Source organism: Rhodococcoides corynebacterioides, from assembly GCF_019834675.1.
In the GTDB taxonomy this organism is placed as follows: Bacteria; Actinomycetota; Actinomycetes; order Mycobacteriales; family Mycobacteriaceae; genus Rhodococcoides; species Rhodococcoides corynebacterioides_A.
Genome location: NZ_JABUBU010000033.1, coordinates 1 through 23,227, shown reverse-complemented (window position 1 = coordinate 23,227; position 23,227 = coordinate 1). Strand labels below are relative to the sequence as shown.

Annotated in this window: 20 protein-coding genes and 1 pseudogene; 14 read left to right on the top strand and 7 right to left on the bottom strand. The window is 66.4% G+C overall.

Annotation, left to right across the window (positions count from 1 at the left end; genetic code table 11):
• The first annotated feature begins 305 nt into the window (after window positions 1–305).
• Together HQ603_RS18140 and HQ603_RS18135 are read left to right on the top strand one after the other, a co-directional pair.
• Window positions 306–2,525, top strand: a complete 2,220-nt coding sequence (locus tag HQ603_RS18140; protein ID WP_222686148.1) for an outer membrane protein assembly factor BamB family protein — start codon at window positions 306–308, stop codon at window positions 2,523–2,525.
• Window positions 2,526–2,830: 305 nt separating this feature from the next.
• The gene (locus tag HQ603_RS18135; RefSeq protein WP_222686147.1) at window positions 2,831–3,196 is read left to right on the top strand and encodes a hypothetical protein; all 366 of its coding nucleotides are present in this window, start codon (window positions 2,831–2,833) and stop codon (window positions 3,194–3,196) included.
• Window positions 3,197–3,727: 531 nt separating this feature from the next.
• Here the strand turns inward: HQ603_RS18135 and HQ603_RS18130 are convergent.
• From HQ603_RS18130 to HQ603_RS18120, 3 genes are all read right to left on the bottom strand, one after another.
• On the bottom strand, window positions 3,728–4,540 hold the full coding sequence (locus HQ603_RS18130) for a GAF and ANTAR domain-containing protein (protein ID WP_222686146.1): 813 nt from the start codon (window positions 4,538–4,540) through the stop codon (window positions 3,728–3,730).
• A 621-nt stretch (window positions 4,541–5,161) separates the two neighbouring features.
• Window positions 5,162–6,418, bottom strand: a complete 1,257-nt coding sequence (locus HQ603_RS18125; protein WP_222686145.1) for an O-antigen ligase family protein — start codon at window positions 6,416–6,418, stop codon at window positions 5,162–5,164.
• The gene (locus HQ603_RS18120) at window positions 6,415–7,212 is read right to left on the bottom strand and encodes a CDP-alcohol phosphatidyltransferase family protein (protein ID WP_222686144.1); all 798 of its coding nucleotides are present in this window, start codon (window positions 7,210–7,212) and stop codon (window positions 6,415–6,417) included. Before HQ603_RS18120 ends, HQ603_RS18125 begins: the two co-directional genes overlap by 4 nt.
• A 90-nt stretch (window positions 7,213–7,302) precedes the next feature.
• Here HQ603_RS18120 and HQ603_RS18115 point away from each other — a divergent pair, with 90 nt between their 5' ends.
• The 3 genes from HQ603_RS18115 (at window position 7,303) to HQ603_RS18105 (ending at window position 10,123) form a co-directional block, all read left to right on the top strand.
• Window positions 7,303–7,761 carry an adenylyltransferase/cytidyltransferase family protein gene (locus tag HQ603_RS18115; protein WP_222686143.1) on the top strand — a complete coding sequence of 153 codons (459 nt, stop codon included), beginning with the start codon at window positions 7,303–7,305 and terminating at the stop codon, window positions 7,759–7,761.
• On the top strand, window positions 7,758–8,876 hold the full coding sequence (locus HQ603_RS18110; RefSeq protein ID WP_222686142.1) for a glycosyltransferase family 4 protein: 1,119 nt from the start codon (window positions 7,758–7,760) through the stop codon (window positions 8,874–8,876). Before HQ603_RS18115 ends, HQ603_RS18110 begins: the two co-directional genes overlap by 4 nt.
• A gap of 128 nt (window positions 8,877–9,004) precedes the next feature.
• Window positions 9,005–10,123: a hypothetical protein gene (locus HQ603_RS18105; RefSeq protein WP_222686141.1), complete on the top strand. Its 1,119-nt coding sequence runs from the start codon at window positions 9,005–9,007 to the stop codon at window positions 10,121–10,123.
• On the opposite strand, the gene HQ603_RS18100 is transcribed toward HQ603_RS18105, so the two are convergent.
• Window positions 10,071–11,270 carry a glycosyltransferase gene (locus HQ603_RS18100; RefSeq protein WP_222686151.1) on the bottom strand — a complete coding sequence of 400 codons (1,200 nt, stop codon included), beginning with the start codon at window positions 11,268–11,270 and terminating at the stop codon, window positions 10,071–10,073. The two genes, HQ603_RS18105 and HQ603_RS18100, sit on opposite strands and share 53 nt — an antisense overlap.
• Before the next feature lie 249 nt (window positions 11,271–11,519).
• Window positions 11,520–11,816, bottom strand: coding sequence for a hypothetical protein (locus tag HQ603_RS18095; RefSeq protein WP_222686140.1), 297 nt, complete (start codon window positions 11,814–11,816; stop codon window positions 11,520–11,522).
• A 373-nt stretch (window positions 11,817–12,189) separates the two neighbouring features.
• Between HQ603_RS18095 and HQ603_RS19025 the strand changes: the two are divergent.
• A pseudogene (locus HQ603_RS19025) lies at window positions 12,190–12,400 on the top strand (NAD-dependent epimerase/dehydratase family protein); the annotation flags it as partial.
• 79 nt (window positions 12,401–12,479) lie between these two features.
• Here the strand turns inward: HQ603_RS19025 and HQ603_RS18085 are convergent.
• Window positions 12,480–13,442: a GDP-mannose 4,6-dehydratase gene (locus HQ603_RS18085; RefSeq protein ID WP_308126609.1), complete on the bottom strand. Its 963-nt coding sequence runs from the start codon at window positions 13,440–13,442 to the stop codon at window positions 12,480–12,482.
• Between the two features lie 26 nt (window positions 13,443–13,468).
• The gene (locus HQ603_RS18080) at window positions 13,469–14,656 is read right to left on the bottom strand and encodes a glycosyltransferase (RefSeq protein WP_222686138.1); all 1,188 of its coding nucleotides are present in this window, start codon (window positions 14,654–14,656) and stop codon (window positions 13,469–13,471) included.
• A 229-nt stretch (window positions 14,657–14,885) separates the two neighbouring features.
• Here HQ603_RS18080 and HQ603_RS18075 point away from each other — a divergent pair, with 229 nt between their 5' ends.
• From HQ603_RS18075 to HQ603_RS18040, 8 genes are read left to right on the top strand one after another with little or no spacing between them, the layout of a single operon-like run.
• Window positions 14,886–15,500, top strand: coding sequence for an acyltransferase (locus HQ603_RS18075; RefSeq protein ID WP_222686137.1), 615 nt, complete (start codon window positions 14,886–14,888; stop codon window positions 15,498–15,500).
• Window positions 15,497–16,495, top strand: a complete 999-nt coding sequence (locus HQ603_RS18070) for a GDP-mannose 4,6-dehydratase (RefSeq protein ID WP_222686136.1) — start codon at window positions 15,497–15,499, stop codon at window positions 16,493–16,495. The genes HQ603_RS18075 and HQ603_RS18070 overlap by 4 nt, the downstream gene beginning before the upstream one ends.
• Window positions 16,492–17,040, top strand: coding sequence for an acyltransferase (locus HQ603_RS18065; protein WP_308126608.1), 549 nt, complete (start codon window positions 16,492–16,494; stop codon window positions 17,038–17,040). The genes HQ603_RS18070 and HQ603_RS18065 overlap by 4 nt, the downstream gene beginning before the upstream one ends.
• Before the next feature lie 16 nt (window positions 17,041–17,056).
• The gene (locus HQ603_RS18060; protein WP_222686135.1) at window positions 17,057–18,175 is read left to right on the top strand and encodes a glycosyltransferase family 1 protein; all 1,119 of its coding nucleotides are present in this window, start codon (window positions 17,057–17,059) and stop codon (window positions 18,173–18,175) included.
• Window positions 18,172–19,350 carry a lipopolysaccharide biosynthesis protein gene (locus tag HQ603_RS18055; RefSeq protein WP_222686134.1) on the top strand — a complete coding sequence of 393 codons (1,179 nt, stop codon included), beginning with the start codon at window positions 18,172–18,174 and terminating at the stop codon, window positions 19,348–19,350. Before HQ603_RS18060 ends, HQ603_RS18055 begins: the two co-directional genes overlap by 4 nt.
• Window positions 19,347–20,462, top strand: a complete 1,116-nt coding sequence (locus HQ603_RS18050; protein WP_222686133.1) for a glycosyltransferase — start codon at window positions 19,347–19,349, stop codon at window positions 20,460–20,462. The genes HQ603_RS18055 and HQ603_RS18050 overlap by 4 nt, the downstream gene beginning before the upstream one ends.
• Window positions 20,459–21,718: an O-antigen ligase domain-containing protein gene (locus tag HQ603_RS18045; RefSeq protein ID WP_222686132.1), complete on the top strand. Its 1,260-nt coding sequence runs from the start codon at window positions 20,459–20,461 to the stop codon at window positions 21,716–21,718. The genes HQ603_RS18050 and HQ603_RS18045 overlap by 4 nt, the downstream gene beginning before the upstream one ends.
• Window positions 21,715–22,950: an acyltransferase family protein gene (locus HQ603_RS18040; RefSeq protein WP_222686131.1), complete on the top strand. Its 1,236-nt coding sequence runs from the start codon at window positions 21,715–21,717 to the stop codon at window positions 22,948–22,950. The genes HQ603_RS18045 and HQ603_RS18040 overlap by 4 nt, the downstream gene beginning before the upstream one ends.
• The last annotated feature ends 277 nt before the right edge of the window (window positions 22,951–23,227 follow it).

Genomic DNA, 23,227 nt, shown 5'->3' with positions numbered 1-23,227 from the left:
CCGCTTCCGAGTCGGCTCCGCCGCCGCCACCGCCCCCGCAGGAACGGCCGGTTGTCCCGCTGACCAAGCGCACCGAGAAACCTCGACCGACCACACCCGTTGTGTCGCTGTCGAAGTCGTCGCGCGCCACGCCGGAGACCCCGCCGTCGACCACGGACGCGACCCCCGCCTCGCCGGTTGCGCCCGATCGTCCCGTGGCCCCCGACGAACCGGCGCCCGCGACCCTTGCCGGTCCGGGTGACGCACCCGCGTCGTCGACGGAACCGGGCAGCGCGCCGAGGCCGGGACGTCGTCGCGTCGTCCTCTTGGGCGCTGCTGTCGCAGCCGTCGTCGTGGCTCTCGCGGCGGCCGTCGTCGTGGTTGTGCGGCCCGATTCCGGCTCGCAGACAACCACTGTCGCGGATGCCCTCACCGGGGGAACGTTCCCCACGGCGCCGACCGCGGCCTGGTCGCTGGAGCCGTCCACGGTGGTTCCGGGGTCGGACAGCTACTTCTTCAGTCCACTCTTCGGCGAGCAGGACTACGAACGGCCCGGTGCCGTCGTCGACGGCGAGCGGGCCTTCGTCGCCGCACGGGACGGATCCACCCGGTCGACGACCATCGCGGCGGTCGACGCCACCGACGGCACGGTCGAATGGACGCACGTGATCGACAACTTCGGTGGGTGCGCCAACGCCACGCTCGACGGACGACTGCCCTGCATCGACCGGGGCTCGACTCCCGGGTCCAGCAGCGTCCAGTTTCTCGACGCCTCGACCGGTGCCGTCGACTCCACCCACCAGGTGGCGGCGTACGTGGGCGCCGTCTACGTGAGCGGATCCGATCTTTACGTCAGCGGCTGGGACCAGAGCGCGGAAGCCTCGGTCATCAGCAAGGGCACCGTCGACGATCCGACCGCGTCGTGGTCCCGGTCCTATCCCGACGACCGCTGCTCGGTCACCGGGAGCGGGGACAGCAACACGTTCGAGGTCGTCGGTGACGTGCTGGTCAAGAACTCCGGCACGTCGGTGGTGGCGAACACCGCGGACGGCGACCTCGTCATTTCAAACACCGGGTACTCGTACCCGCTCGGTGGGCGGGCCGTCATGACCAACCGATGCCCCGACAGCCCGGCTAGCGGCGAGTTCTCGCCGGCGATCGTCTCCAGCGACGGGCTGACGACGGCAACCCCGTACGACGCACCCATCGACTACGCCTTCGTCGCCGACGCGGACCCGTCCGCGCCGTTCCTGTATCGCGGAGGTGGAGCGCTCGACCCCGTGACGGGTGACTTCCGCTGGGCCCGTCCCGATCTCGCGGACAAGACGTCCGAAGCAGCGATGATCGGCTCGACGATCGTCGTACCGTCCGGAGACGTGACCGAGGCGCTCGACGTGGCGACGGGCGACACCCTGTGGACGGCGCCGCGCTACGGCGCCACCGTCGACGCGACCGACGGTCGCGCGTTCCTGTCGACGGCGGATTCGACCCTGGCCGCCTTCTCGTTGGCCGACGGATCGGAACTGTGGAGCCTTCCGCTGTACCCCGTGGACGCGCGAGGAGGCACGCTGGAGACGGTCGGCGACGGGTTCCTGTACGCGGGTTCCGGTGTCCTGCACCGCTTCGACCCGACGGGCCCGCCCGCCGGGGCGATTGCGGCCGGTGACGCCGACGCCGGGAGCTCGGACTCGTCCGACTCCTATGTGACGGCGTGCGGGACTCCGCCGACGTTCACTCCCACCGAGGTCACCACCGACAGCGGCGCCTTGGTGGTGACCATGGAGGTGCGGGCCACGTGCCCGGCGGGTGATGTCCTGTCGTCCGACGCCATGCGGCTGTCGATCACGCGCGGCGGGGCGAACGTGGCCTCCGCGTTGTTCGACATGTCGGACGCCCCCCTCGCGGTTCCGGGAGTGGACACCGGCTCGGGTTCGAGCGGCGGTGGGTTCGAGTCGGTCCAGCAGTCGTTCCGCTTCCCGGTCGGCTCCTTCTGGCTGCCTCCGGACTCCTCCACGGGCTCGACCAGGGGAGCGACGTCAGGCGGGACCAGGTACGTCGTGGACTGCGACCGCGGGGAGCCCGCGGGCGCGCGGGCGCAGCTCGGCTCCGACGTCGAACCGGTCACGGCCTCCGCGCCGGCCGAGCCGGTCACCGGCACGTCCGAGTCTGCCGCCTTCGACGCCCTGCGCGCGATCGCGAACGCCGACCGGCCCGTCATCCTGCGGGACCTCGGCGAGCGGTGGGTCCCGCAGCTGAGCTCGAAGAAGCCGGGCCTGGTCGCCGACGGGACGACGTGGAACAACTCGTCCACCCTCGCCGAGCACCTCGACCTGCGCCTGCGTTACCCGAACGTCAAGCTCATGTGGTCCGGCGAGTGGAGCGTGTTCAGCTTCTCGGACTTCTGGGTGACGGCCGCCGGCGCCACGTTCTCGGACCCCGCCGGAGCCAACCGGTGGTGCGACCAGAACGGCCTCGACGCCGACCACTGTTTCGCGAAACTCATCAGCGCTACACACCCGATTGCTGGGAGTACGGCGAGTCGGTGAACCATGACACGCGCCCTTAGCTTTCGTGCGCAGATGTCACCTGTGCGCATTCACGCCAACTTACAAATTAATGCTCGGGAACGTTGATGTTGGCGACCCAACCTGCGCCTCCGCACCGACAATCCGCTCCCTCGAAAAGGATCGAACTGTGCCGCATTGCGTCCATATCTCCCGAGTTGTATCACGAAATTCGACCGTTCGCACTACGCGAAGATTGACCGCCCTGCGCTAGGGTTCCGGTCAGGAGCATTCGATCGGTATTGGATTGCTCCAACCCATCACCCCCCGACATCAGGGAGTCATACATGTCCAACAAGTTGAAGAAGTTCGTTGCCGGGGCGAGTGTCATCGTGGCTGGTCTAGTGGGGCCGATCATCGTCGCACCCTCTACCGCACAAGCTGCCCTTCCGACCGTTACGGTCAAGTTTGGGGATTGGCGGTGCAGCCAGATGGGTGGGGGCAAAGTTGTCGCCGTGCAAATGGGATCCCAATACGGCAGCGTTCCCAAGGCCGTTGGCAATACCATTCGCATCAATGCAAAAGTCGGGACTGCCAACAACTTGACAGGAGCAATCTGGTGCAAGTCTTGGTGGCGCCCGGTGGCCATTCCCGTGTACAACATCAGCCAGCGCATTTGGGTCAGTGCGCCGAACCAGCATTTCAACGTGTAAAGCCCGCGTTGAGCTCATGCCAAGCGAAATCCGTTTGGCATGAGGTCGGCGTAGGTCCTCAAAGGCTGCATCATCTCTACCAGCAACGGCAGCGGACAGGCGACCGGTGGCCGCCGAACATTCCCTCGTCGCCCTTGAACCGCACCGCAGATTCAGTTTTAGCACAACGCCACCGTCAACCAGTTCGTCGGCTACTCGAACGACGCGGGCGGCACCGCCACGCTGGCCGCAGCGGCGCCTATGCACCAGCGCGCTCTTCTCGCCGAGGTAGGCCGCGCGCATTCACGCAAATCGACCAGATCGTATCCGCTTCCGCCAACAAGCGCGCGGGAGCGGCCACAGGATTGCGGACGATACGGGCTTGCGCCAGCGCGGTCAGGGCGTGATAGAGCAGAAGTTGACTGGCTTCTGTCACTCCAACCTCGCCGGGCCCGAAAGTCGGGTCGGGGGCTGGTCGAGAGTGACGCTCGGCTGCTGTCATTAGTACTGCATCCGCGAACGGCGCAGTCGGAGTGTCAACAACGCGCGAACCTATGCCCCGCCCTCCCCCACCCGCTCGTGCGCGGTCATGAGCAACTTGGCGAACTCGGCCGACACACCCTGGTCCAGCAAAGGGTTAGCAGCCACGTCGGCCAGCAGCTGCCGGCACAGCACCCGCACGGCTGTGTTGGTCTCCTGCGACCGCCACTTGATCAGGTCGAACGCCTTCTCGTCGGTCACGTTCAGCATCACCATCACGATGCCCTTCGCCTGCTCGATGCCGGCGCGGGACTCCATTGCGCCGAGCAGCCGCTCCACCTGCGCCTGGGCTGCGGCGGCTCGCCGAGCCGCGCCCAGCGCTGTTACGGCGACACTCACGTAGATCCGCATGGCCGCCGCGTCCACGGTCGAGAACGCATCGGGCTGTGAGCTGTACAGGTTGAGCGCACCGGAGTAGTCGGCATCGATGGCCAGCGGCGCCGACAGGAAGCTGCGGTAGCCGCTGCGCCCCGCCCGTCGGGTGAAGGCCGGCCAGCGGTCGGCCGGCGACGGCCCGTTGGCGACGACCAGCGACTGAGTGGCGATCGCCTCGAGGCACGGCCCCTCCCCCGTCTCGTACTGCGCCGCGTCGACCGCGAGAACGGCATCGACCGTAGAGCAGATCGTGGCCGGCTTGCCGTCGCGGACGACGGTCACGGCCGCCGCTTCGGCGTCGTCGATCGACTCGACCGCGTCGAGACAGATCCGTTCGACCGTCGAGTCGACGTCGGTGATCGTGGAGAGCATGTCGGCCAGGGCCGTCACGGTGTCGGCGACCGACCCCAGAAGGTCGTCGGCCCCGTTGTCGGACGAGGAGGTAAGCATCGAGAGGTACTCCGAACCGGAAGCTGCCGCACGGGCGGGGAGAACAAGGTGACAAGTGGGAGGTTCGGGACGCTCAACCCGGTGCCGCGGGCAGCATGGCGGAATCACCCCCGTCGAACGAAGGGCGAGAAGCTGAGGGGCGAAGGGTCACGATCACTCCTGCGTGGGGCGGGCCTGACGCAGGCCACACCGCATCGATGCGAATACGGATCGATCGGCAGGAGGATGTACCGAGCACCGGTAACCTACCCCATTCGCGCGCGGTGCAGCCTCGAGGTGCTGTCGCGGAGCCCGTCCTTAGCAAGTCGCGTTTCGGCCTCGCCGAGGGGGCGCGCACATGATGGGGGTTGCCGCGAAGCCCGTGCTGGCCTCGCGACAGGTATACGACCGAGAGACCCGGCGTGAGCGCGTGGAGAAGCCGGCGCGACGCCGTGCCCGACGGATGTTCAGCCGTGCTGAGGTGCTGTGACTAATTCAGTTGCGGGTGTACCTGCACGCCGCACAGGTGCACCGCTCCGCATCTCTGCCGCGGCGACGGCGCACGGCCCTCTTCTGCCACCATCGCCACACGCCCCCCACGATGCTCACGGGTCGTCATTCTGCACCGAGCATGGTGGTTGCTTACAGTCGGTCCCCGCGAGAGGTCGTGAGTCGGTTCCGTTGCAGTCGTACCGCTCCGGCGGCTGTCACGAGGACGAAGAAGGTCAGGAAGCCGGAGCTGGCATCCATCATGCCGCTCTCCAGAATGCTGCGTCCCACTGAGAAGAAGAGCAACACCGCGAGGAGAACCGACAACGGTCCGGGAACGAAGGCCACACCGCGCGCGCCGTACACGATAAGCCCGACCAGCAGAACGAGGCCTAGGTAGCCGGCCTGCACCAAAGTGGACACCCACGTGCTGTCCAGGGTCTGAGTGGACCAGTACTGCCCTGTTACCGCGATGATTTTGCGAGACATGCCGGCTCCGAACAGATGCTGCAGCCAGTCCTGCGCGAGTTCGGCTGCGGCTGTCCACGCAATGGTGCGCGAGTTCAGCGTTGCAGTATTGCCTGTTCCCCCGCGATCGAGAAACCCAGCGAACACGTCGGTGTATGCAAAGACGTACGCGAGGAGCGGGGCAGACGCCGCCGCCATCACCACCACGATCGCCCGGAGATGGCGAGCACGAATCAAGGCGAGCAGAGTGGCCGCGACCAGCAACGCAATGCCGGTTCGCGAAGCGGTCGCATAGACCGTGACTGCCAGGGCGACCAGCAGGAGCACATCCAGCCGCGATCGACCGACGTACACCGCTCGCCAGAACAGCACGATGAAAGGGACGCCGCACAGGATTGCGATCTCATTGGGTGCGATGGGCGGTAGTCCGCCGGACAGCCGACCGGACGACAAGGTCGGCAGGCCCGTCACAGCAGCGAACCCCCCGACCACGAGCATCCCTCGCGCGAGGCCCATGAGGACACCAGCCGTATCGAATGACGACAGCAAGCAGTAGACGACAACTGCCGCTAACCCGACCCGCATCACCAGCGCGAGAGTCGGGATCAGGTCACCGTACATCCAGGCGCCGAACGCCGAGATAGTTAAGTAGAGGCCCAGCAGGACGAACGGGGCTGCAGGGACGGCACGTCGCGGCAGCGCACCGTTGGGAAGCGCCAGCGACGCGGCCACGACAGTCAGAGCCGCTTTGGCGATGACTACCGTGTCGAGTCCCCCAGAGAAGTAGGCACCGCGGCGCCAGGGGATCGACGCGACCAACAGGAGCAACAGCGGCAACCAGATTCGACGCGGGAGACGAGTGCCCAGCGACGGAAAGTTATCTGGGGCAGCGATGGCGTCCGCGAGCCGTGCGGGCGCCTGCGCCGACTTTCCGTTGGTCATCCGACGACGGTGCCCTGCGCACTGCGCGCCCGATCCCACTCGGACAATTCGCGCCACCATTTCATCAGCGCGAGCGCCAGCGCGCCGGCCGACGCGATGAAGAAGAACGAATAGACGGCCAGAAAAACCACCGGCAGCCCCCACACCGAGAACGCTATGCACAGGGCACCGTAGTCGGTCGGGAGAAGCAGGAATCTGCGCCAGGGCGACTCAGGTGCCGGATCGGCAAGAACGGTGCTCGTCGGCTTCGCGGCACGCAGCGACCACATCAGAATCCAGCCGAAGAAGGTAGCCGTCGCCACGACGAGGTAGCCGAGTGGAATCAGGAGGACGGCATCGCTGTCCACTGGGGGCCAGCGGAAGAATCCGATGAGAACCGCGGCGTGCAGGGTCAAAGTTTTGAAGCAGTCGACGGTGTGGTCCAACCACTCGCCCCTCACGGACCCGCCCCCTCCAAGCCGCGCCAACTGGCCATCGACCGAGTCCATGACATACCCGGCAGCCAGGAGCAGCCCGATCAGCAGGCCGGACCACCATCGCGGCGGAACGGTTGCGAGCAGCGCAATCCCCGATCCCGAGAGAACGGCGCTGAGACCGGTCGCCTGGTCCGGCGTCATTCCCACAGTGCTGCCCCATGCGGCGACACGACGTCCGAGCGGACGGTTGACGTGACGCGAGTACGCCGCCGTCCCCCGCGCCGGCTTCTGCGCGGCCAGCAGCTTCTGCACGGCGGTCGCGTAGGCCTTACGCCGGGATACCTCTGTCATGCCCGCCTCGTCGTCGCTCGATTTCACTCATGACTGTTTGGGTGGATGCTACCCTGCGTTCGGTATTTTTAGAGCCCCGGTACCGGGTTCCGGCCGATTACGAAGCGAGGAAGAGTCATGCGGCACGGTGTGGTCGGGTACGCACCCGGCGTCTACGACCTCTTCCACGTCGGCCATCTCAACATCCTCAAACATGCTCGCAGTCAATGCGATTACCTCATCGCTGGTGTTGTCTCGGACGACATGTGCGAGTTGGCCAAGGGGCAGCGGCCGTTCGTCCCGGCGGCCGAGCGGCTCGAAGTAGTCAGCCACATCGATTACGTCGACGAGGTCTTCGAAGAAACGGTCCCGCACAAGCTGGACACGTGGCGTGCTGTCCGGTTCCACCGCATCTTCAAGGGCGACGACTGGCGGGGCACCCCGCGCGGGAACGCTCTGGAACGGGACTTCGCCTCCGTCGGCGTCGAGGTGGTCTATTTCCCCTACACCGTGCATACCTCGAGCACGATGCTCCGCCGGGCGCTCACGCTGGTGGTCGAGGCAGGCCAAAGCATCGATCGCGCATCGCAGGCATGAAGACCGTTCTGGTCGCACACCCGTCCGCCGAGCTTTACGGCTCGGACCGAATGGCTCTGGAATCGGTGCGCGCACTTGTCACTCGCCACCGAGTGGTAGTCGCCCTGCCTACCGATGGACCGCTGGTTGCAGCCCTGCAACGAGCCGGTGCCGTGGTCGAGATCGTTCCGGCGTCGGTACTGCGGCGAGAAGCGCTGCGGCCAACCGGCTTTCTGCGTTTTGGTGCCGATAGTGCTCGGTCACTGCGGCCGATACACGACGTCCTACGACGTCACCATGTGGACGCCCTGTATGTGAACACGGTCGTTCTCCCGCTCTGGCCGGTGGCTGGAAAAGCCATGGGCATCCCCACGCTGTGCCATGTCCATGAGGCAGAGTCGATCTCCAATCCAATTGTGCGAGCGGGGTTTTTCGCACCCCTGCGCTGCGTCGACCTCGCGGTATTCAATTCCCGCGTGAGCGCTTCAATGGTGGACGTCCTGCCACGCCGGGTCGTCTACAACGGCGTCGCGGGCCCCCCGACGCCGCCGGCTCCGCCGAGGCCCGCCATCGACTCGACCCTGAAGCTCGTGCAGGTAGGGCGCCTGTCCGCACGCAAGGGGACCGATGTGGCCGTCCGCGCCGTACGCCTGCTAGCGGATCGCGGCGTGCCGGTGCACCTGACGTTGGTCGGGGATTCGTTCGCCGGCAACGAGCCTTTCGAGCGGGCACTCCGGACAACCGCGGGTGACAACGTCACGTTCGTCGGGCACCGCACTGAAGTGTGGGACAGTTTCGCCGAGGCAGACGTCGCCCTCGTGCCGTCGCGGCTGGAGCCGTTCGGCAACGTCGCCGTCGAGGCCATGCTCTGTCGGCGGATCGTGGTCGCCTCGGCCACCGAGGGGTTGACGGAGATTGTCGCCGACGGTCGAACGGGGGTTCTGGTCGAACCGGGCAACGCCCTTGCTCTCGCGAACGCGATCCAGGACGTTCGTGAGAACTGGTCCGCCGTACGCACGGTAGTCGACGCCGCTCACGACGAGGCGCGCCACCGCTTCACGCTCGAGCGGTATCACCGAGATGTTCTGGAGTGCGTGGATCAGCTTCTCCGGCTCCACGTTCGCTCCGCCGCCTGATGACGGCCACTGCCTCGACGCGGCCGATGCGATCGCCTGCACGGCTGATCCGCGCGGCGGGCGGGGCTGTCACAACCCAAGTCGTGACGGCCGCAAGTAGCCTCGTTCTCCAGGCACTTGCTGCACGAATGTTGGGCGCAGACGGATTCGCCCAGTACGCACTGACCTACGGCACCTTGATCTTCGCGATCACGTTGTACACGAGTTGGTTCGGCGACACCCTGACAGTGCTCGACCGGTTCGACCCGCGAGTACGGATCACCTTGCTGCACAGTGCCGTGACGGGAGCCGCGCTCACGGCGGTCGCGACCGCTGCCGTCGGAGTATTCGTTCTCTCCCCCGTCCAAGTGGGCCTCGCGACGGTGGTCGCCATAACGTGGGTGTGCAACGAAAGCATGCGGCGTGTCTTCACCGCCAGGACGGAATTCTGGCGTCTGGCGGTCAACGACAGTCTCGGCGCAGTGGTCACGGTCGCGGTAGTCGTTGTCGCCGCCGCGTCGGTGACCGGCCTCACCGTCGGGTGGTTCTTCGCTGCCCTGGCGGCCGGTCAGTCGGCCGCAACTGCAATAGCCCTCGTCCGGTTGCCCGCGAACGAATATCGAGTGCGTGAAATTCGCGGCGGGACGTTCTCCGACGTGGCATCTTTCGCGGGATGGCGCGCAGCGCAGGCCGGCATTCGGCCGCTCGCCCTGCTCCTGTCGCGGATGGTGGTGGGCGCCGCCGGTGGACCAGTCGCTGTCGCTGCGGTCGAGGCGGCCCGGTTACTCCTCGCACCGGCATTGACCGTCGCCAACGGGGCGGGAACCTTCGTCCTGTCGACATTCGCGAGAGCGAACCGTGACGGTCGACCGCCGCGATCGGGTGACGCGGCACGCGCCTCAGCCGTACTGGCCATGGGGGTGGGCGTGCTCAGCGCCGGGGCTCTTGCCTTGTCCGGCCCGTTGACGCGCTTGGTGACAGGGGACGGATTCGCTGTGGACAATCGCGCTGTACTGGGGTGGGCGATTTACGTCGTGGTGTTCGCCGCGACTCTGCCGCTGTCCACGCTCGCGACGACTCGACGGCTCTCTCGGCTCGTCTTTCGACTGCGCGCTGCGGAGATGTCTGTGGGCCTCGCCTCGTTGGCACTGATTGTCATCATCGATGCCGACTCGTGGTGGTCGGCGCCGTATTGCTTGTCCGTCGGAGGCGTGCTCACTGCCCTGATGCTGTGGGCAAGTTTGCGTCGAAGCGACCCGGCGCGCTGATCGAAACTGACGACGCGCCACTGATGTCCTTGCGACCCCACCGATCGGACCGTGCGACATGCTGCCGCAGCAGCACGTCGTACTGTTCGCACACGGAGTCCCACGAATAGCAACGCCGAGCCCGCGCTTCCGCCGCCGCAGCCAAATCTCGCTGCACCGTGCGCGACCGCAGCAACGTGGTTACGGCTGCCGCAATAGCGGAAACATCCGGCTGCACGAAAATCGCGTGATCGCCGAGTACTTCACGGTTGAACACCGTGTCTCGCGCCACCGTGGGTGCTCCGCACGCCATGGCCTGCACGAGGGCCGGGTTGGTGCCGCCGACACTGTGCCCGTGAAAGTACGCACCCGCGTGGCGCCACAGGGCAAACAGATGCTGATCGTCGTGGACATGCCCCAGCCAGTGCACGCGGGAATTCTCCGCGGCGAGCCTCTCCGCGCGCGCGTCGAGTTCGCCGCCGTAACCGGAACTGCCGACCAGGACGACGTCATGCTCACGGGCGATGATCGCGGCGGCGTCGAGGAATTCCTCGACGGTGTTCTCCGGAACGAAACGCGACACGAGCAGTGCGTACGCACCCGACTGCAGCCCGGGGGGTACGTCCAGTTCTCCCGGTACAGTACCGCCGTAGGCGATGGTGGTGCCGTCCCGCCCGAACCCGGTGGTCCACCGATCGGCAATGCCGGCCGAGTCGAAGATCAGCGACGTAGCGTGCGAGGCGGTCAGCTGTGCGCCCACGCGGAAAGCGCGCTTGGCGTTGGCCCCCCACTTCTCGCGCTCCCACTCGATGCCGTCGACGTTCACCACCGTGGGGATGCGCGCTGCACGGAGGAAAGGGAGCCAGAATCCGTTGGCGACGTTCATCACCAGGGCTACGTCAGGACGCCGGCGGATGGCGGACAGGGCCGAGGTAGCGCCGAAGGACAACGTGCTTAACGACTGTGAGTCGAGACCACGCGTTGTGATGGACTCGATGCGGTGGTCGCGTGCCGGATCCTGGAGTTCGATTGCGCCGGGTCGGCTGTAGACCGAGACGTCCCAGCCGGTGTCCGCGAGGTACGGCGCGAGAGTCCGAACGAGGGTCTCGAAACCGCCGTAATAACTGGGGTAACCGCGGGTACCGAGGATGGCAACGCGACGAGGCACGGGGGTCTCCTGCTCTGAACGGTGGCGCGGGCAAGACCCTGTTCGTGGGAGTGCACGCGATGTCCTCAGACGGCGAAATCGGTGCTTAACCGGCTGTTCACCTTCTATGCACCATTGAACCACATGTGCGGTTGGTTTTCGGCATAGAACCGGTCGAACGACCGATACTACTGCGTCTAGATGACCCCGTGCCGGTTCGATGCCTGACCGATCAGCCCCTCCTGCGGAAACACGCAGAACTTCTCGGGGTTACGTGACCTTCCAAGCGACCATGAACTGAACGGACGCCGGCCAGCGGTCGGCTGGCGACGGCCCGTTGGCGACGACCAAAGACTGGGTGGCGAATGCCTCGAGGCACGGTCCCTCCCCCGTCTCGTACTGCGCACCGTCGACGGCAAGCACGACGTCGTCCGTCGAGCAGATCGTGGCGGGCACACCGTCGCGGACGACGGCCACCGCCGCAGCCTGGGCGTCGTCGATCGAGTCGACGGCATCAAGGCAGATGCGCTCGACCGTCGCATCGCCGTCGGTGATCGTGGAGAGCATGTCGGCCAGGGCCGTAACGGTGTGGCGACCGAACCCAGAAGGTCGTCGGCCCCGTTGTCTGACGAGGAGGTAAGCATCGAGAGGTACTCCGAAACGGAAGCTGCCGCGCGGGCGGGGAAGAAGGTAGAGGTAGGTGGTTCGGGACGCTCAACCCGGTGCCGCGGGACGCATGGCGGGATCACCCCCGCTGAACGGGAGGCGGGAGGCTGCGAAACAGAAGGTCACTATCACTCCTGGAGGCGGGCCGTCGCATGAGCACCGACGAAGCATGACAGAACCGACCACCCGTGTCGCCGCGAGCGTCCCTCCTCACAGAACGCTCGGTCTCGAATGGACCGGTCGAGGCCTCGTGTTTATCGTTCCGCCCACGAGGATGCTCGTCACCGGGGGTTGCCGGATTCGTCGGCGCGAACTTCGTCCACCTGACCCTGCGCACCCGCCCCGACGTCGACATCACCGTCCTCGACGCCCTCACCTACGCCGGCACCCGCGCCTCCCTCGACCCCGTCGCCGACCGCATCACCTTCGTCCACGGCGACATCTGCGACTCCGACTTCCGCGCCGGCCTCACCGCCACCATCGACTGGTACCGCACCAACGGCCACTGGTGGCGACCGCAGAAGGACACCACCGAGGCGGTCTACGTCGGCACGGAGCGGGTTATCACCGTTCGGTGACAGGCGCTCCGTCGCCGACGAGCATCTCCCGAACCACGGCATCGAACGAATGTCGCGGAGACCACGACAGCAGGCGCTGCGCTTTCGCCGAATTGCCCACGAGTGACTCCGGATCGGCCGCTCGTCGGAGGACAGACGACCGCGTCACGTGTCGCCGCCAGTCCGCAATCCCGACGCACGCGAACGCCGTGGCCACGAAGTCCTCGACAGAGCGCGCCTCCCCCGTCGCCACGACGACGTCGTCCCCGTGACTCAGCGTCGCCATCTCGTACACCGCCTCGACGTACTCGGGCGCCCAGCCCCAATCGCGCACCGCCGACGTGTCGCCCAACTCCAGCACGTCCTGCTCGCCTGCGGCGATCGCGGTCACCGCCTTGGTGATCTTGCGGGTGACGAAAGTGTCCGGTCGGCGCGGCGACTCGTGGTTGTAGAGGATCGCGTTGGAGGCAGCCAGCCCCTTCGCTCGGTATACCTGCACCATGTGATGCGCGAAAGCCTTCGACGCGCCGTAGGGCGAGGTGGGCACGATAGGTGTGTTCTCGTCCTGCGGGGAGATACCGGAGCCGGCAAAAATCTCTGCCGACGACGCGTTGACCACCGTGACCCTCTTGCCCACTCGGTCCTGCAGCGTCAGGCAGCCGTCGAGGACACCGACCACGGACAGACCGTTGACCCGGGTCGTCAGAACGGGATCCTGCCAGGACTTCCACACCGACGAGATGCCGGCGAGGTGGAAGACGTGATCGGGTTCGATCCGGTCGATCAGATCTACCGTGGCGTCGGTGTTCGCGATGTCCTGGATATGAACGGTGACACCGGTCAGGTACTGGCCGGTGTCGGTCGTGCTCGGGTCCGTCCGGGCAACGCCGTGAACCTGCCAGCCTCTCGAGATGAGCAGCTCCGACAGATACGTTCCGTCCTGACCGGCGACCCCGGTGATCAAGGCCACGGGCCTTGCGTCAGCGTCGATCCCCGTCACCCGACGAGTATCCCTGATGCGCTGCGCGTAGCCGATTCGGTCTCGCCTACTGCGTTACCCAACCGCCACGCGGCGAAGTCGTACGCCTCGGCGAGACGCTCGGACATCAGTTCGAAGGTGTAATCGGCGACTACCGCCGCAGTTGCCTGGCGTACCCGCGCCTGATACGCGGCATCAGCGAAGAACCGCCGGACGGCAACCGCCATCTCGACCGGAGTCGCACCGCCGAGTGCGTACCCCAGTGTGGACATGCTCGGGATCGACCGGCTGATCACCGGGCATCCCATCTCCGCCGCCTCGAGCGTCGACAGAGGTGCGCCCTCCCACGCCGCCGTGTGCAGGTACAAGTCGGCAGACCGCATCAATCTCCGGACCACGGCCGGTTCGACCCATCCCGTCACCTGAACACCCGCTCGAGCCAGGGACGTCCGTCCTTCTTCCCCGTCGCCGATCCACACGAAATCGCACCGATCTCCCACCACGTCTGCCACCTCGGCGAAAAACTGGGGATCCTTCTGATCGGCGATACGACCCAACATCGCGACCACCGGCCGCGGACCCCGACGACCGTCGAACGCCAGGGGTTCCATGGGCGTGGCCGAGTTGGGTACTTCCCTGCTGGGCATCGCCGCACGAAGACCGTGGCCGATGGCGACCTCACGGGGGCTGACGGCCATCAACACCTGCTCCCGTTGGGCGAGTACACGCTCCACCGATCGGTACACCACTCGTTTGTAGACCGGGTGTCCCGCCTCCATCGCGTAACAATGCGGTGAGTACATGATGCGCACGCCCCGCGGCAGCATCGCGCGCAGCAAGCCGGCGTAGCTGGAATGCAGGTGCACCAAGTCGTATCCGCCGTCGAGGATCTCCCGTCGCGCCGCACGAAGGAATGCTGCGGTAGGCCCGTCGAACACGGTCGTGGTCGCCGCCTCGGGAATCGCGAACGTCTCGTGACCTACTCGAGTACGGACGAAGAGGTGATGTCGGTGCTGCGGAGAAGCACTCACGTAGTTGACGATCGCGCTGCGGAGTCCGCCACCGAAGGCTTCGGACACGTGAACGATCTTCATGAGGGGCTCCCGTGGTTCTGCTGCTCGACGAGTGATCGCAACAACGGACTGTAATGCAGCACCACCTTTATCGAGCGCTCGCGCAATGGATCGTGGATGAACGATCGGCATCAAGCCGTGCCGTTGGTTGCGCTTGCCTCGGATTGGCGGTCCTTCGGCGTGAACGGGCCGATTTCCAGGCTGAAAACCTTTCTACTGACTGGTATCCGGGCGAGCGGAGGGCTCGATGATTGTTTGCCGGGGCGGCCGCGACAAATGCATCGCGTCGTGCCACGATATTCCCCGCACGCGTCGAATCCTTTCGTCTGCGAATGATCGTTGTGAGAAATGGGGTTGGGTCGTGTCCATCAGCGCGGGGCGCCGGAGCTTCGGCAGCACCACGGGGATCCCACGGCTCGTCGGGCGTGCGTGGACCGAACTCGGTGAGCGCCTCTACAACGCCGTTGTCACCATCGTGCCGTTGCGATCCGTCCGCACCGGCTGGCTCAGAGCGTGTGGCGCTCGCATTGCGGACGGTGCGTTCGTGGGTGCGGAATCACGCGTGGTCGGCGTTCGCGGGTTGACCATCGGAGAGAACTCGCGATCCGGCCGCCGGTGCCTTCTCGACGCCCGAGGGTCACTGACCATCGGCCGAGACACCGCGCTCGGTCATGGCGTGCACCTGATCACCGCGCAGCACACGGTGAACACTGCCGACTTCCGGGCCGTCACTGCGCCCATCTCCATCGGTGACCACGTCTGGCTCGCGTCGCGGACCACCGTCGTGATGGGAGTCGCGGTGGCCGATGGAGCCGTGGTGAACGCCGCCTCCCTCGTCCGCGACGATGTCGGGCCCCGCGCCGTCGTCGCCGGCATCCCGGCACGAACGGTCGGCGCACGACCGCCCGAGGCCGTGCACTACCGGTTAACCTCGCCTCGAATACGCCACCTCACACGGACGAAGGACCATCAGTGACCAAACGCGCTCTCATCACCGGCGTCACCGGGCAGGACGGGATGTACCTGGCGGAGTTGCTGCACGAGAAGGGTTACCGCGTCTACGGACTGGTTGCCGGCCAGAACAACCCGAAAGCCGAACTCCTCGCCGAGAGCCACCCCTACGTCGAGATCATCAGCGGCAATCTGCTCGATCTGGTGAGTCTGATACGCGCGGTGGCCCACGCGGAGCCGGACGAGGTCTACAACCTCGGCGCGATCTCGTTCGTGGCGTATTCGTGGGAGAACGCTCGGCTGACATCCGATGTCACCGGCGGCGGCGTGCTGAACATCCTCGAAGCGGTCCGCTTCTACCAGGACAGCTCCGGACGCCAGGTTCGCTTCTATCAGGCGTCGAGTTCCGAGATGTTCGGTAAGGCCCAGGAGGTCCCTCAGCGCGAATCGACCCTGCTCTGGCCTCGCTCGCCGTACGGCGTCGCCAAGGTCTACGGGCATTACATGACGATCAACTACCGCGAGTCCTACGGCATGCACGCGAGTTCGGGAGTGCTGTTCAATCACGAATCCCCCCGTCGTGGACCGGAATTCGTCACCCGCAAGGTGTCCCGAGCTGTGGCTCGCATCTCTCTCGGCCTGCAGAAGACGGTGACCCTGGGCAACCTCGACGCTAAACGAGACTGGGGTTTCGCCGGCGACTACGTCCAGGCGATGTGGGCAATGCTGCAGCAGGACGAGGCCGACGACTACGTCATCGCCACGGGCGAAACACATTCGATCCGTGATCTTCTCGACGTCGCGTTCGACGAGATCGGCATTGCCGATTGGGATTCGCACGTCGAGATCGACCCGACGTACATCCGTCCTGCCGAGGTCGACCTGCTGATCGGCGACCCCTCGAAAGCGCGGACGGTCCTCGGCTGGGAACCCACGGTCAGCTTCGATCAGTTGATTCGCATGATGGTGCGCCACGACATCGAGGACCAGACCGCGCATCGCGACGGGGTGTCGACGTGACCGACACGACCTACACGACGTCACGCGCACAGCGCCTTGGTGAACATCTGTTCAACTTCCTGATCACCCGAATCCCGTCACACACCGTCCGTCAGGCCTGGTTGCGCCTGTGCGGTGCCAGCATCGGCCAGGGCACCTCGATCATGATGCGGTCCACGGTGCTGGGCCCGCACCGACTCGTCATCGGTGACAACGTCTCGATCGGATCGTCCGTTCTGCTCGACGCGCGCGGCGGACTTCTCGTCGAGGACGACGTGGTCATCGCGTCCGACGTCCACGTCGTCACCGGCGACCACGACGCCGACAGCCCCGATTTCGCCATTCGGCTCAGCCCCGTCTCGATTGGCCACCATGCCTGGATAGCGAGCAGAGCGACGGTCCTGCGCGACGTCGCCATCGGAGTCGGCGCCGTGGTCGGGGCGGCGTCGCTGGTGCGCCACGACGTGAACGACATGGACATCGTGGCCGGAGTACCCGCGCGCGTCGTGGGCAGGCGCAGCTCGACGCTGGACTACCACCCGACGTTCCGGCCGCTGCTCTACTGACGGGAAGGAGGGCACCGTGACCGACCTCGACGAAACACGCTTGATCTACGTCGCTCCGGCCACCGGTCGCAGCGGAGTGGGCGACTACGCCGACGACTTCGTCGAGGCCGTGGCGCCGCACTTCGCGAACGTCGTCGACTACCGCATCGACACCGAAGGGGCGGAAACCGCCCGCGACGTCGTCGCCCACGCGCGTGCCGTCCGACGCCTGGCGCTCGAATCCCACCGAGACGGACCCACCGTCGTGCACTTCGAGCAGAGCGGTGGATCGCTGTCGGTGTTCTGGTCGGCCGCCCTGCCGCGCGAGATTCCGGTGACCGCCACCGTGCACGATCCGCCGCATCCCGTGTGGTGGCCGTACAAGACCGCCGGCGTGGCTCGACACCGGTTACTTCATCACGCGATTCACTACCCGTTCCGGTCCATCTCCACGGCGGTGGAGCGACGAGTGATGTCACACCGCACGGTGTTCGCGCTCACCGATACCGGAGCCAGGGCTCTGACAACGGTGCTGCCACGATCGCGGGCGGAGTCCGCACGCATCTTCGTTCCCGAGCGTCCACCCGCCCCACCGGTCACCGACCGGCCCCTCGCCGTGGGAATGTTCGGACACGTCTACAAGGGCAAGGGGTTCGAGTCGATCGAGAAGCTCCGTGCCGAACTCCCGTCGGACATCGGCCTGGTGGTCGCCGGACGCGGGACGTCGTCGCTTCCAGCGGTCGAGGGCGTCACCGTACTCGGTGAAGTGAACGACGCCGCCGAGGACCGATTCTTCGCTTCCATCCGCCTGCTTCTTGTGCCGTACAGCAAACACAATCCGTACGGCCGGGCGTATCCGGCATCCAGTGCGGTCACACGCTCCTATGCGTACGGAACCCCGATCGTGTGTCTGACCGAGGGTGCGCTCGCGGAAACCGTTTCTCGCGGCGGCGCAGTGGGCGTGGACCACATCGACGGCCTCGCAGCCGCGGTCGATGGCGTGGTGCGCGACGACGAGGTCATGAATCGCCTCGGTCACGCCGTCGCCCGCGTTGCTGCGGAGGACTCGCTGGCGAATTGTGTCCGACCCTTCCTCGACGAGTGGGCCCGTGCGGTCGCACCGATAGGGGTGACCCCGGAACTCGACTCCCGATGAGGCCCGCTGCCAGTCACGCGATGCGCGCCGGCCTCGCGTCCGCCTGGAACTACGTCGGCCGTGTGCTCGGACTCGGATGGACGCTGGCCGTGGTACATGGCCTGGGGATCGGTTCGTACGGTCAATACGCTGTCGCCGTCTCGATCGCGGCCATCGTCAATGCCGCCGTCGACAACGCCTTCCACGTGCGGTCGCTGCGCATCGACGACGACCGATACGAACGCGAACGCGCCGGCCGCGTGATCGTGGCCGCGGCCCTCGGTGCGATCGGATCCGTCTGCGTGACACAGTGGTTCGTCCTCGGCTTCGCCGGGATGATCGCCGCCGGGGAGATGCTGTTCAACACCTGGAAGAGTCGACTTCTCCGCCGGGGTAGGCCCGACGTCGCCATGCGAGCCGATGCCGCCCGACAGACCTCCAGCATCCTCCTGGGTCTCGTGGGCCTGTACGCCGTCCCTGACTCGACCCTCCCGGTTGCGGGCACGCTGTACGCGCTGCCTTATCTCGTCGTGGCGGCCCTGTGCGTGCGCTTCGTGACGGGACGCCGCCCGGCGTTACCGGAGCGAGTACCCGAATTCCTGCTGCTGACGTCCGAAGCCCTCGCCGCCGCCGTCTACACCCAGGGCGACGTGGTACTCGTCGGATGGGTCGCTGGGGAGACCGCAGCGGGCTACTACTCGTTGGCAGTTGTCGCCGCCCTGGCCATCTCGACCATCGGGCAGAACTACGCCAACACCTATCTCGAGAAGATGCGTGCCGCTGCCGGTCACCACAGCAGCGGTCCGCGCTTCCGCGACACCCTTCGCGCCGGGGCCCTGACGGGTCTGTCCATGGCAGTGGTCGGAGCGGGACTGCTCGCATGGGGTGGCGCCGACGCGACCGGGACGATCGCGGTAGTGCTGTCGGTGTTCGTCGCCGCTCGGACGGTGAATTTCGTCCTGGTCACTCTCTTGATCGTGCAACGCCGAGACGGGCTGCGGGTACGTGCGACCGTGACCGCCGCGGTGGTGAAATCCGCAGTGCTCCTCGTGGTGATCGGCCCACTGGGCGGTATCGGCGCCGCAGTGGTGAGCACGATCTGCGAACTCGTCCTGGTGTTCGTCTATCACCGCGCTGTCTTCGGCCCCCGAACCCCGCCGCACCGACTGCCCCAGCCCGAAAGGACATACCGATGAAGGCCGTCTTCATGTTGTCCAAGGACCCGGAACACGAATCCACCGGCGATCTCACCATGGCATCCTTGGTGATCGAGCTCGCCCGTGAGTCCTACGACGTCGGCGTCATCTGTCTGTCCGGGCACGCGGACACGGCCTCACCCGGCGTCGTTCGAGTGCCGAAGACAGCGCCCGCCGCAGCGGACGTCCTCCGCGACAGCCTTCGACGTCGACGGAGTCTTGTTCATTCGCGGTTTCTTTCGGACTCGCTGATTCGGGCCGTAGAACGCAGCGATGCCGACGTGTTCGTCGCCGACCACAGCTACATGGCGGAAGGATTCCTCGCGTCCGCGCGAGCGCACGAACGTCGGAAGGGTGACTCGATCCTCGCCGTGAACACCGTGGTCTCGGAAACCTTGGTCTGGCGGGCCACACGGGGGTTACTCGGCCTCGCCGATGCGCGCCGCATCGTGCGTGACGAGTTGCGTGTGGCCCGCAACGCCTACAGCGTGGGGACCTACGACGCCGAAGAGGCCCAGTTCTACCTCAATCACGGGGTACGGCGGGTGCGGTGGCTCGACCTGACGTTGCCCCCGGAAAAGCAGGTGGACATCGGCGAGTCGGGTCCACGCCTGGTGTTCCTCGGTGACCGGAAGTGGGCACCGAATCAGGAAGCGTTCGAAACCGTTCTCGACTGGTGGCCGGACATCGCTCGGGGCATCGACGGTGCGGAGTTGTGCATCGTCGGCTCACCGGGTCCCGGTGCGGCGCCGCTCCTTCCCGAGGGCGTCAGGGACCTCGGCTTCGTCGACGACCTCGACGGTTTCCTCGGATCCTGCCGCGCCATGGTCGCACCCATCCGCACGGGCGGCGGTGTTCGAGTAAAGATCCTCGACGCCGCGAGCCGGGGCATGCCGGTCGTCGGCACTCCCGCAGCGGTGGGATCGCTTGCAAACCTCTTCCAGCTTCCGGCGCACGAGGACAAGGCCACGTTCGTGGATCGGTGTCGGCGGTATCTGCTGGACCGCGCCGCGGCGGTCGCAGACGGCCGAGCGCTGTACGAGCTGAACACCGAACGGTGGGTCGACGGCGCACCCCACCGCGCCGTGCAGAATTGGTTGGTTCGCCGATGATCTCGCAGATACGACGCATCCTCGCCCCGACGCCCGTCGTCATCGTGTTCGGCGTGGTTCTCGGTGCGGTGCCGTTCGCGGTGGTCCCCGGGATCGGGCCGGCCGTATTGGTTCTGGCGGTCGCGATCTGGGTCGTCGTCGCCCTCCATTTGCCAACGAAATGGACACCGCATGTCGTCGAGATGGGCGTTCTCGTCCTGCTTCTGACATCTGCCGTGGCGGTTGCCGTCACGGCCGACAGTGCCCGCCATCTCAGCGAATTCGTGAAGTGGGCCGTGGCGACTGCCGTGATTTTTCCTCTGTTCCATCTGGGCGCGACGGCACGTCGACGGTTCCTGCTGGCCTACGTCGGCGGCGCCACGACCGGCGGGGCGATCTCCCTGATTCTGCTCGTGTTCGACCGCAGCGGAACAGCACTGGCCCCGCTTGCGCCCTTCGGCTACGGCGTGGTCGGCCCGTCCGGAACGACGCTGCGGACCGTCGACCTCGACGGCCGCAGCATCACCCGACTAGCCGGACTCTATGTCGACCCGAACATCGCCGGCCTGTTCATGGTCGTCGCGCTGGCCTTGGCTCTCGCGCTCACGCGGGGACGTGCCCTCGGTCTGACCGCACCGATTCTCGCGGTGGCCACGGTGGCATCGCTCTCGCGTTCGGCGATCGCGACCGTCGTGATGGCAGGAATCCTGTTCGTCGCCGTGCATTCGCTCTCCGCTCGCGCGAGATCGCTCGCGCTGGGAGCCGGGGCCGTCGCCTGCCTGGGGGCGCTGGGCGTTCCCGCTGTCCGCGAGCGCTTCCTCGCGTCCTTCGGATCGACCGACCGTGGAGCGGACGACCGCATGCGCGCACTCGAGAACTTCGTCCCCTCGATGCAGGGCGACTGGTGGTTCGGAAAGGGGTGGGGTGCGATCGAGCTGATCGACGAGGTCGCCGGATACAACGCCAACTTCGTGGCCAACACGCCGCTCCTGACCCTCTACCGCGGGGGCGTGATCGTCGGGCTGACGTTCCTGGTACTCCTCGTCCTCATCGCTGCGGTCTCGGTGAGACGGCTGCGGTCTTCGGACGCTCGGGTCGCGACGATCGGAGCAACCGCCCTGGCAGTGGTCCTCGTCGCGCTCCAGCTCGACTTCCCCGTCGTGACCATCGCGCCCGTGACCATGGTGTTCGGTGTGTTGATCGTCGCGACGGTGACAGCACCGGTCGACCGAGCCCTCGAGGCCAGGACCGTCCCGACACCGGAGGTGGTCGCGTGACCGAAATCCCCGCATCGGCCACCACCAGCGGACCTGCACCCGTCACCGCGCCCCCGACCCGGCGGCGCGCATGGATAGCGGGTCTCGAAGGTCCACGCGGACTCGCCGCGATCTGCGTCGTGGTGGTCCACGTGGCCGCCGTGCACACACCGTGGATCGTCGATGCCACCCGCATCGACTTCCTCGGCCAGGCTCTGACCTTCTTCTTCGTCCTCTCCGGGTTCCTCCTCTATCTCCCCTACGTGACGCGCGCGGCCGACGGCAAGACGGCTCCGCCGGTCGGGTGGTACTTTCTCAACCGCGTACGCCGCGTGTTCCCCGCCTACCTCGTGATCTTCCTTCTGGTTAATTTCGTTCTCCGCGCGTCCTACACGAGCAATCCGGTGACACTCGGGTGGGACCGAGTGACGGACGGCACCGGAACCATCTCGGATCCCGCGCGACTGCTGGCGCACCTCACCCTGACCCAGAGCTACTTCCCGTCCACCCTCCAGACCGGCATCAACCCGGCGTGGTCGTTGACCACCGAGTGGGGTTTCTATCTGGTACTTCCGGTCGCCGGGTGGTTGCTGTTCCGGTCCGTGGGCGATCGGCCCCTCGCCGTGGCGCTGGTTCCTGCCGGGGTGATGGTGGGTGTCGGCCTCCTGTCCGCCACCGTGGTGGGTGTGCTGCAGACCCGGAGCGATCTTCCTGTCCTCGAACAGTTCTGGGGCGCCAACTGGTACGCGGTGCTGTCTCGCAGCTTCCTGGCGTTCGCGGACACCTTCGGGTGGGGCATGGCTTCAGCCGTCGTATACGCGGCGCTCGTCCACGGAGCGTGGTCCGACGTCTCGACGCGACGTGTGCAAGTGCTGTTCGGTGCTGCGACCGCAATGTTCCTCGGCGCTTCCATTGCCGTGTTCCTGCTCGACCTCCGGTACACGGCATCCGTTTTCGCCGTCGCCGCAGCCTGCTTCATTCTCACGATCGTCGCACCGCTCGGCCGCGGAGAGCCTTCACCCCTGGCCTCGGTCACCGATTGGAGCCCGCTGCGTTTCATCGGGATGATCTCGCTGTCGTCCTACCTCTGGCATTACCCGGTGATCATCGTTCTCGAGCGATGGGGCCTCCCCGTGCCACCGACGGTGACCGGGCTGATCTGGGGCTCCGTCGTGGTTCTGGCCGTCACGTTCGCGCTGGGGGCCGCGAGTTACTACCTGATCGAGCGGCCGGCGATGCGATGGCGCACGTGAACGGCCGATCGCCGTGGCGAATCCCTTGTTCCCCGACCTCGCCCGGCCCCACCCTGCTGCCACAGGACTGCGTGAGACCGGGCTGCGCCGACGACAGGACACGCTGTCACGATAGTCGAGCGGAACCCGCGGCGTAGCAGATGGGCACCGCAGGTGGAGTCGCTTTCCCCCGCATGGCCTCCGAGCTCGGGTACCTCCGGACCGCCGCCCACTTTCCCCGCAATCGGGGGTGACGCCCCCTTCGCCGTCGTAATCCCCTACCCCACCAACCCCCGCC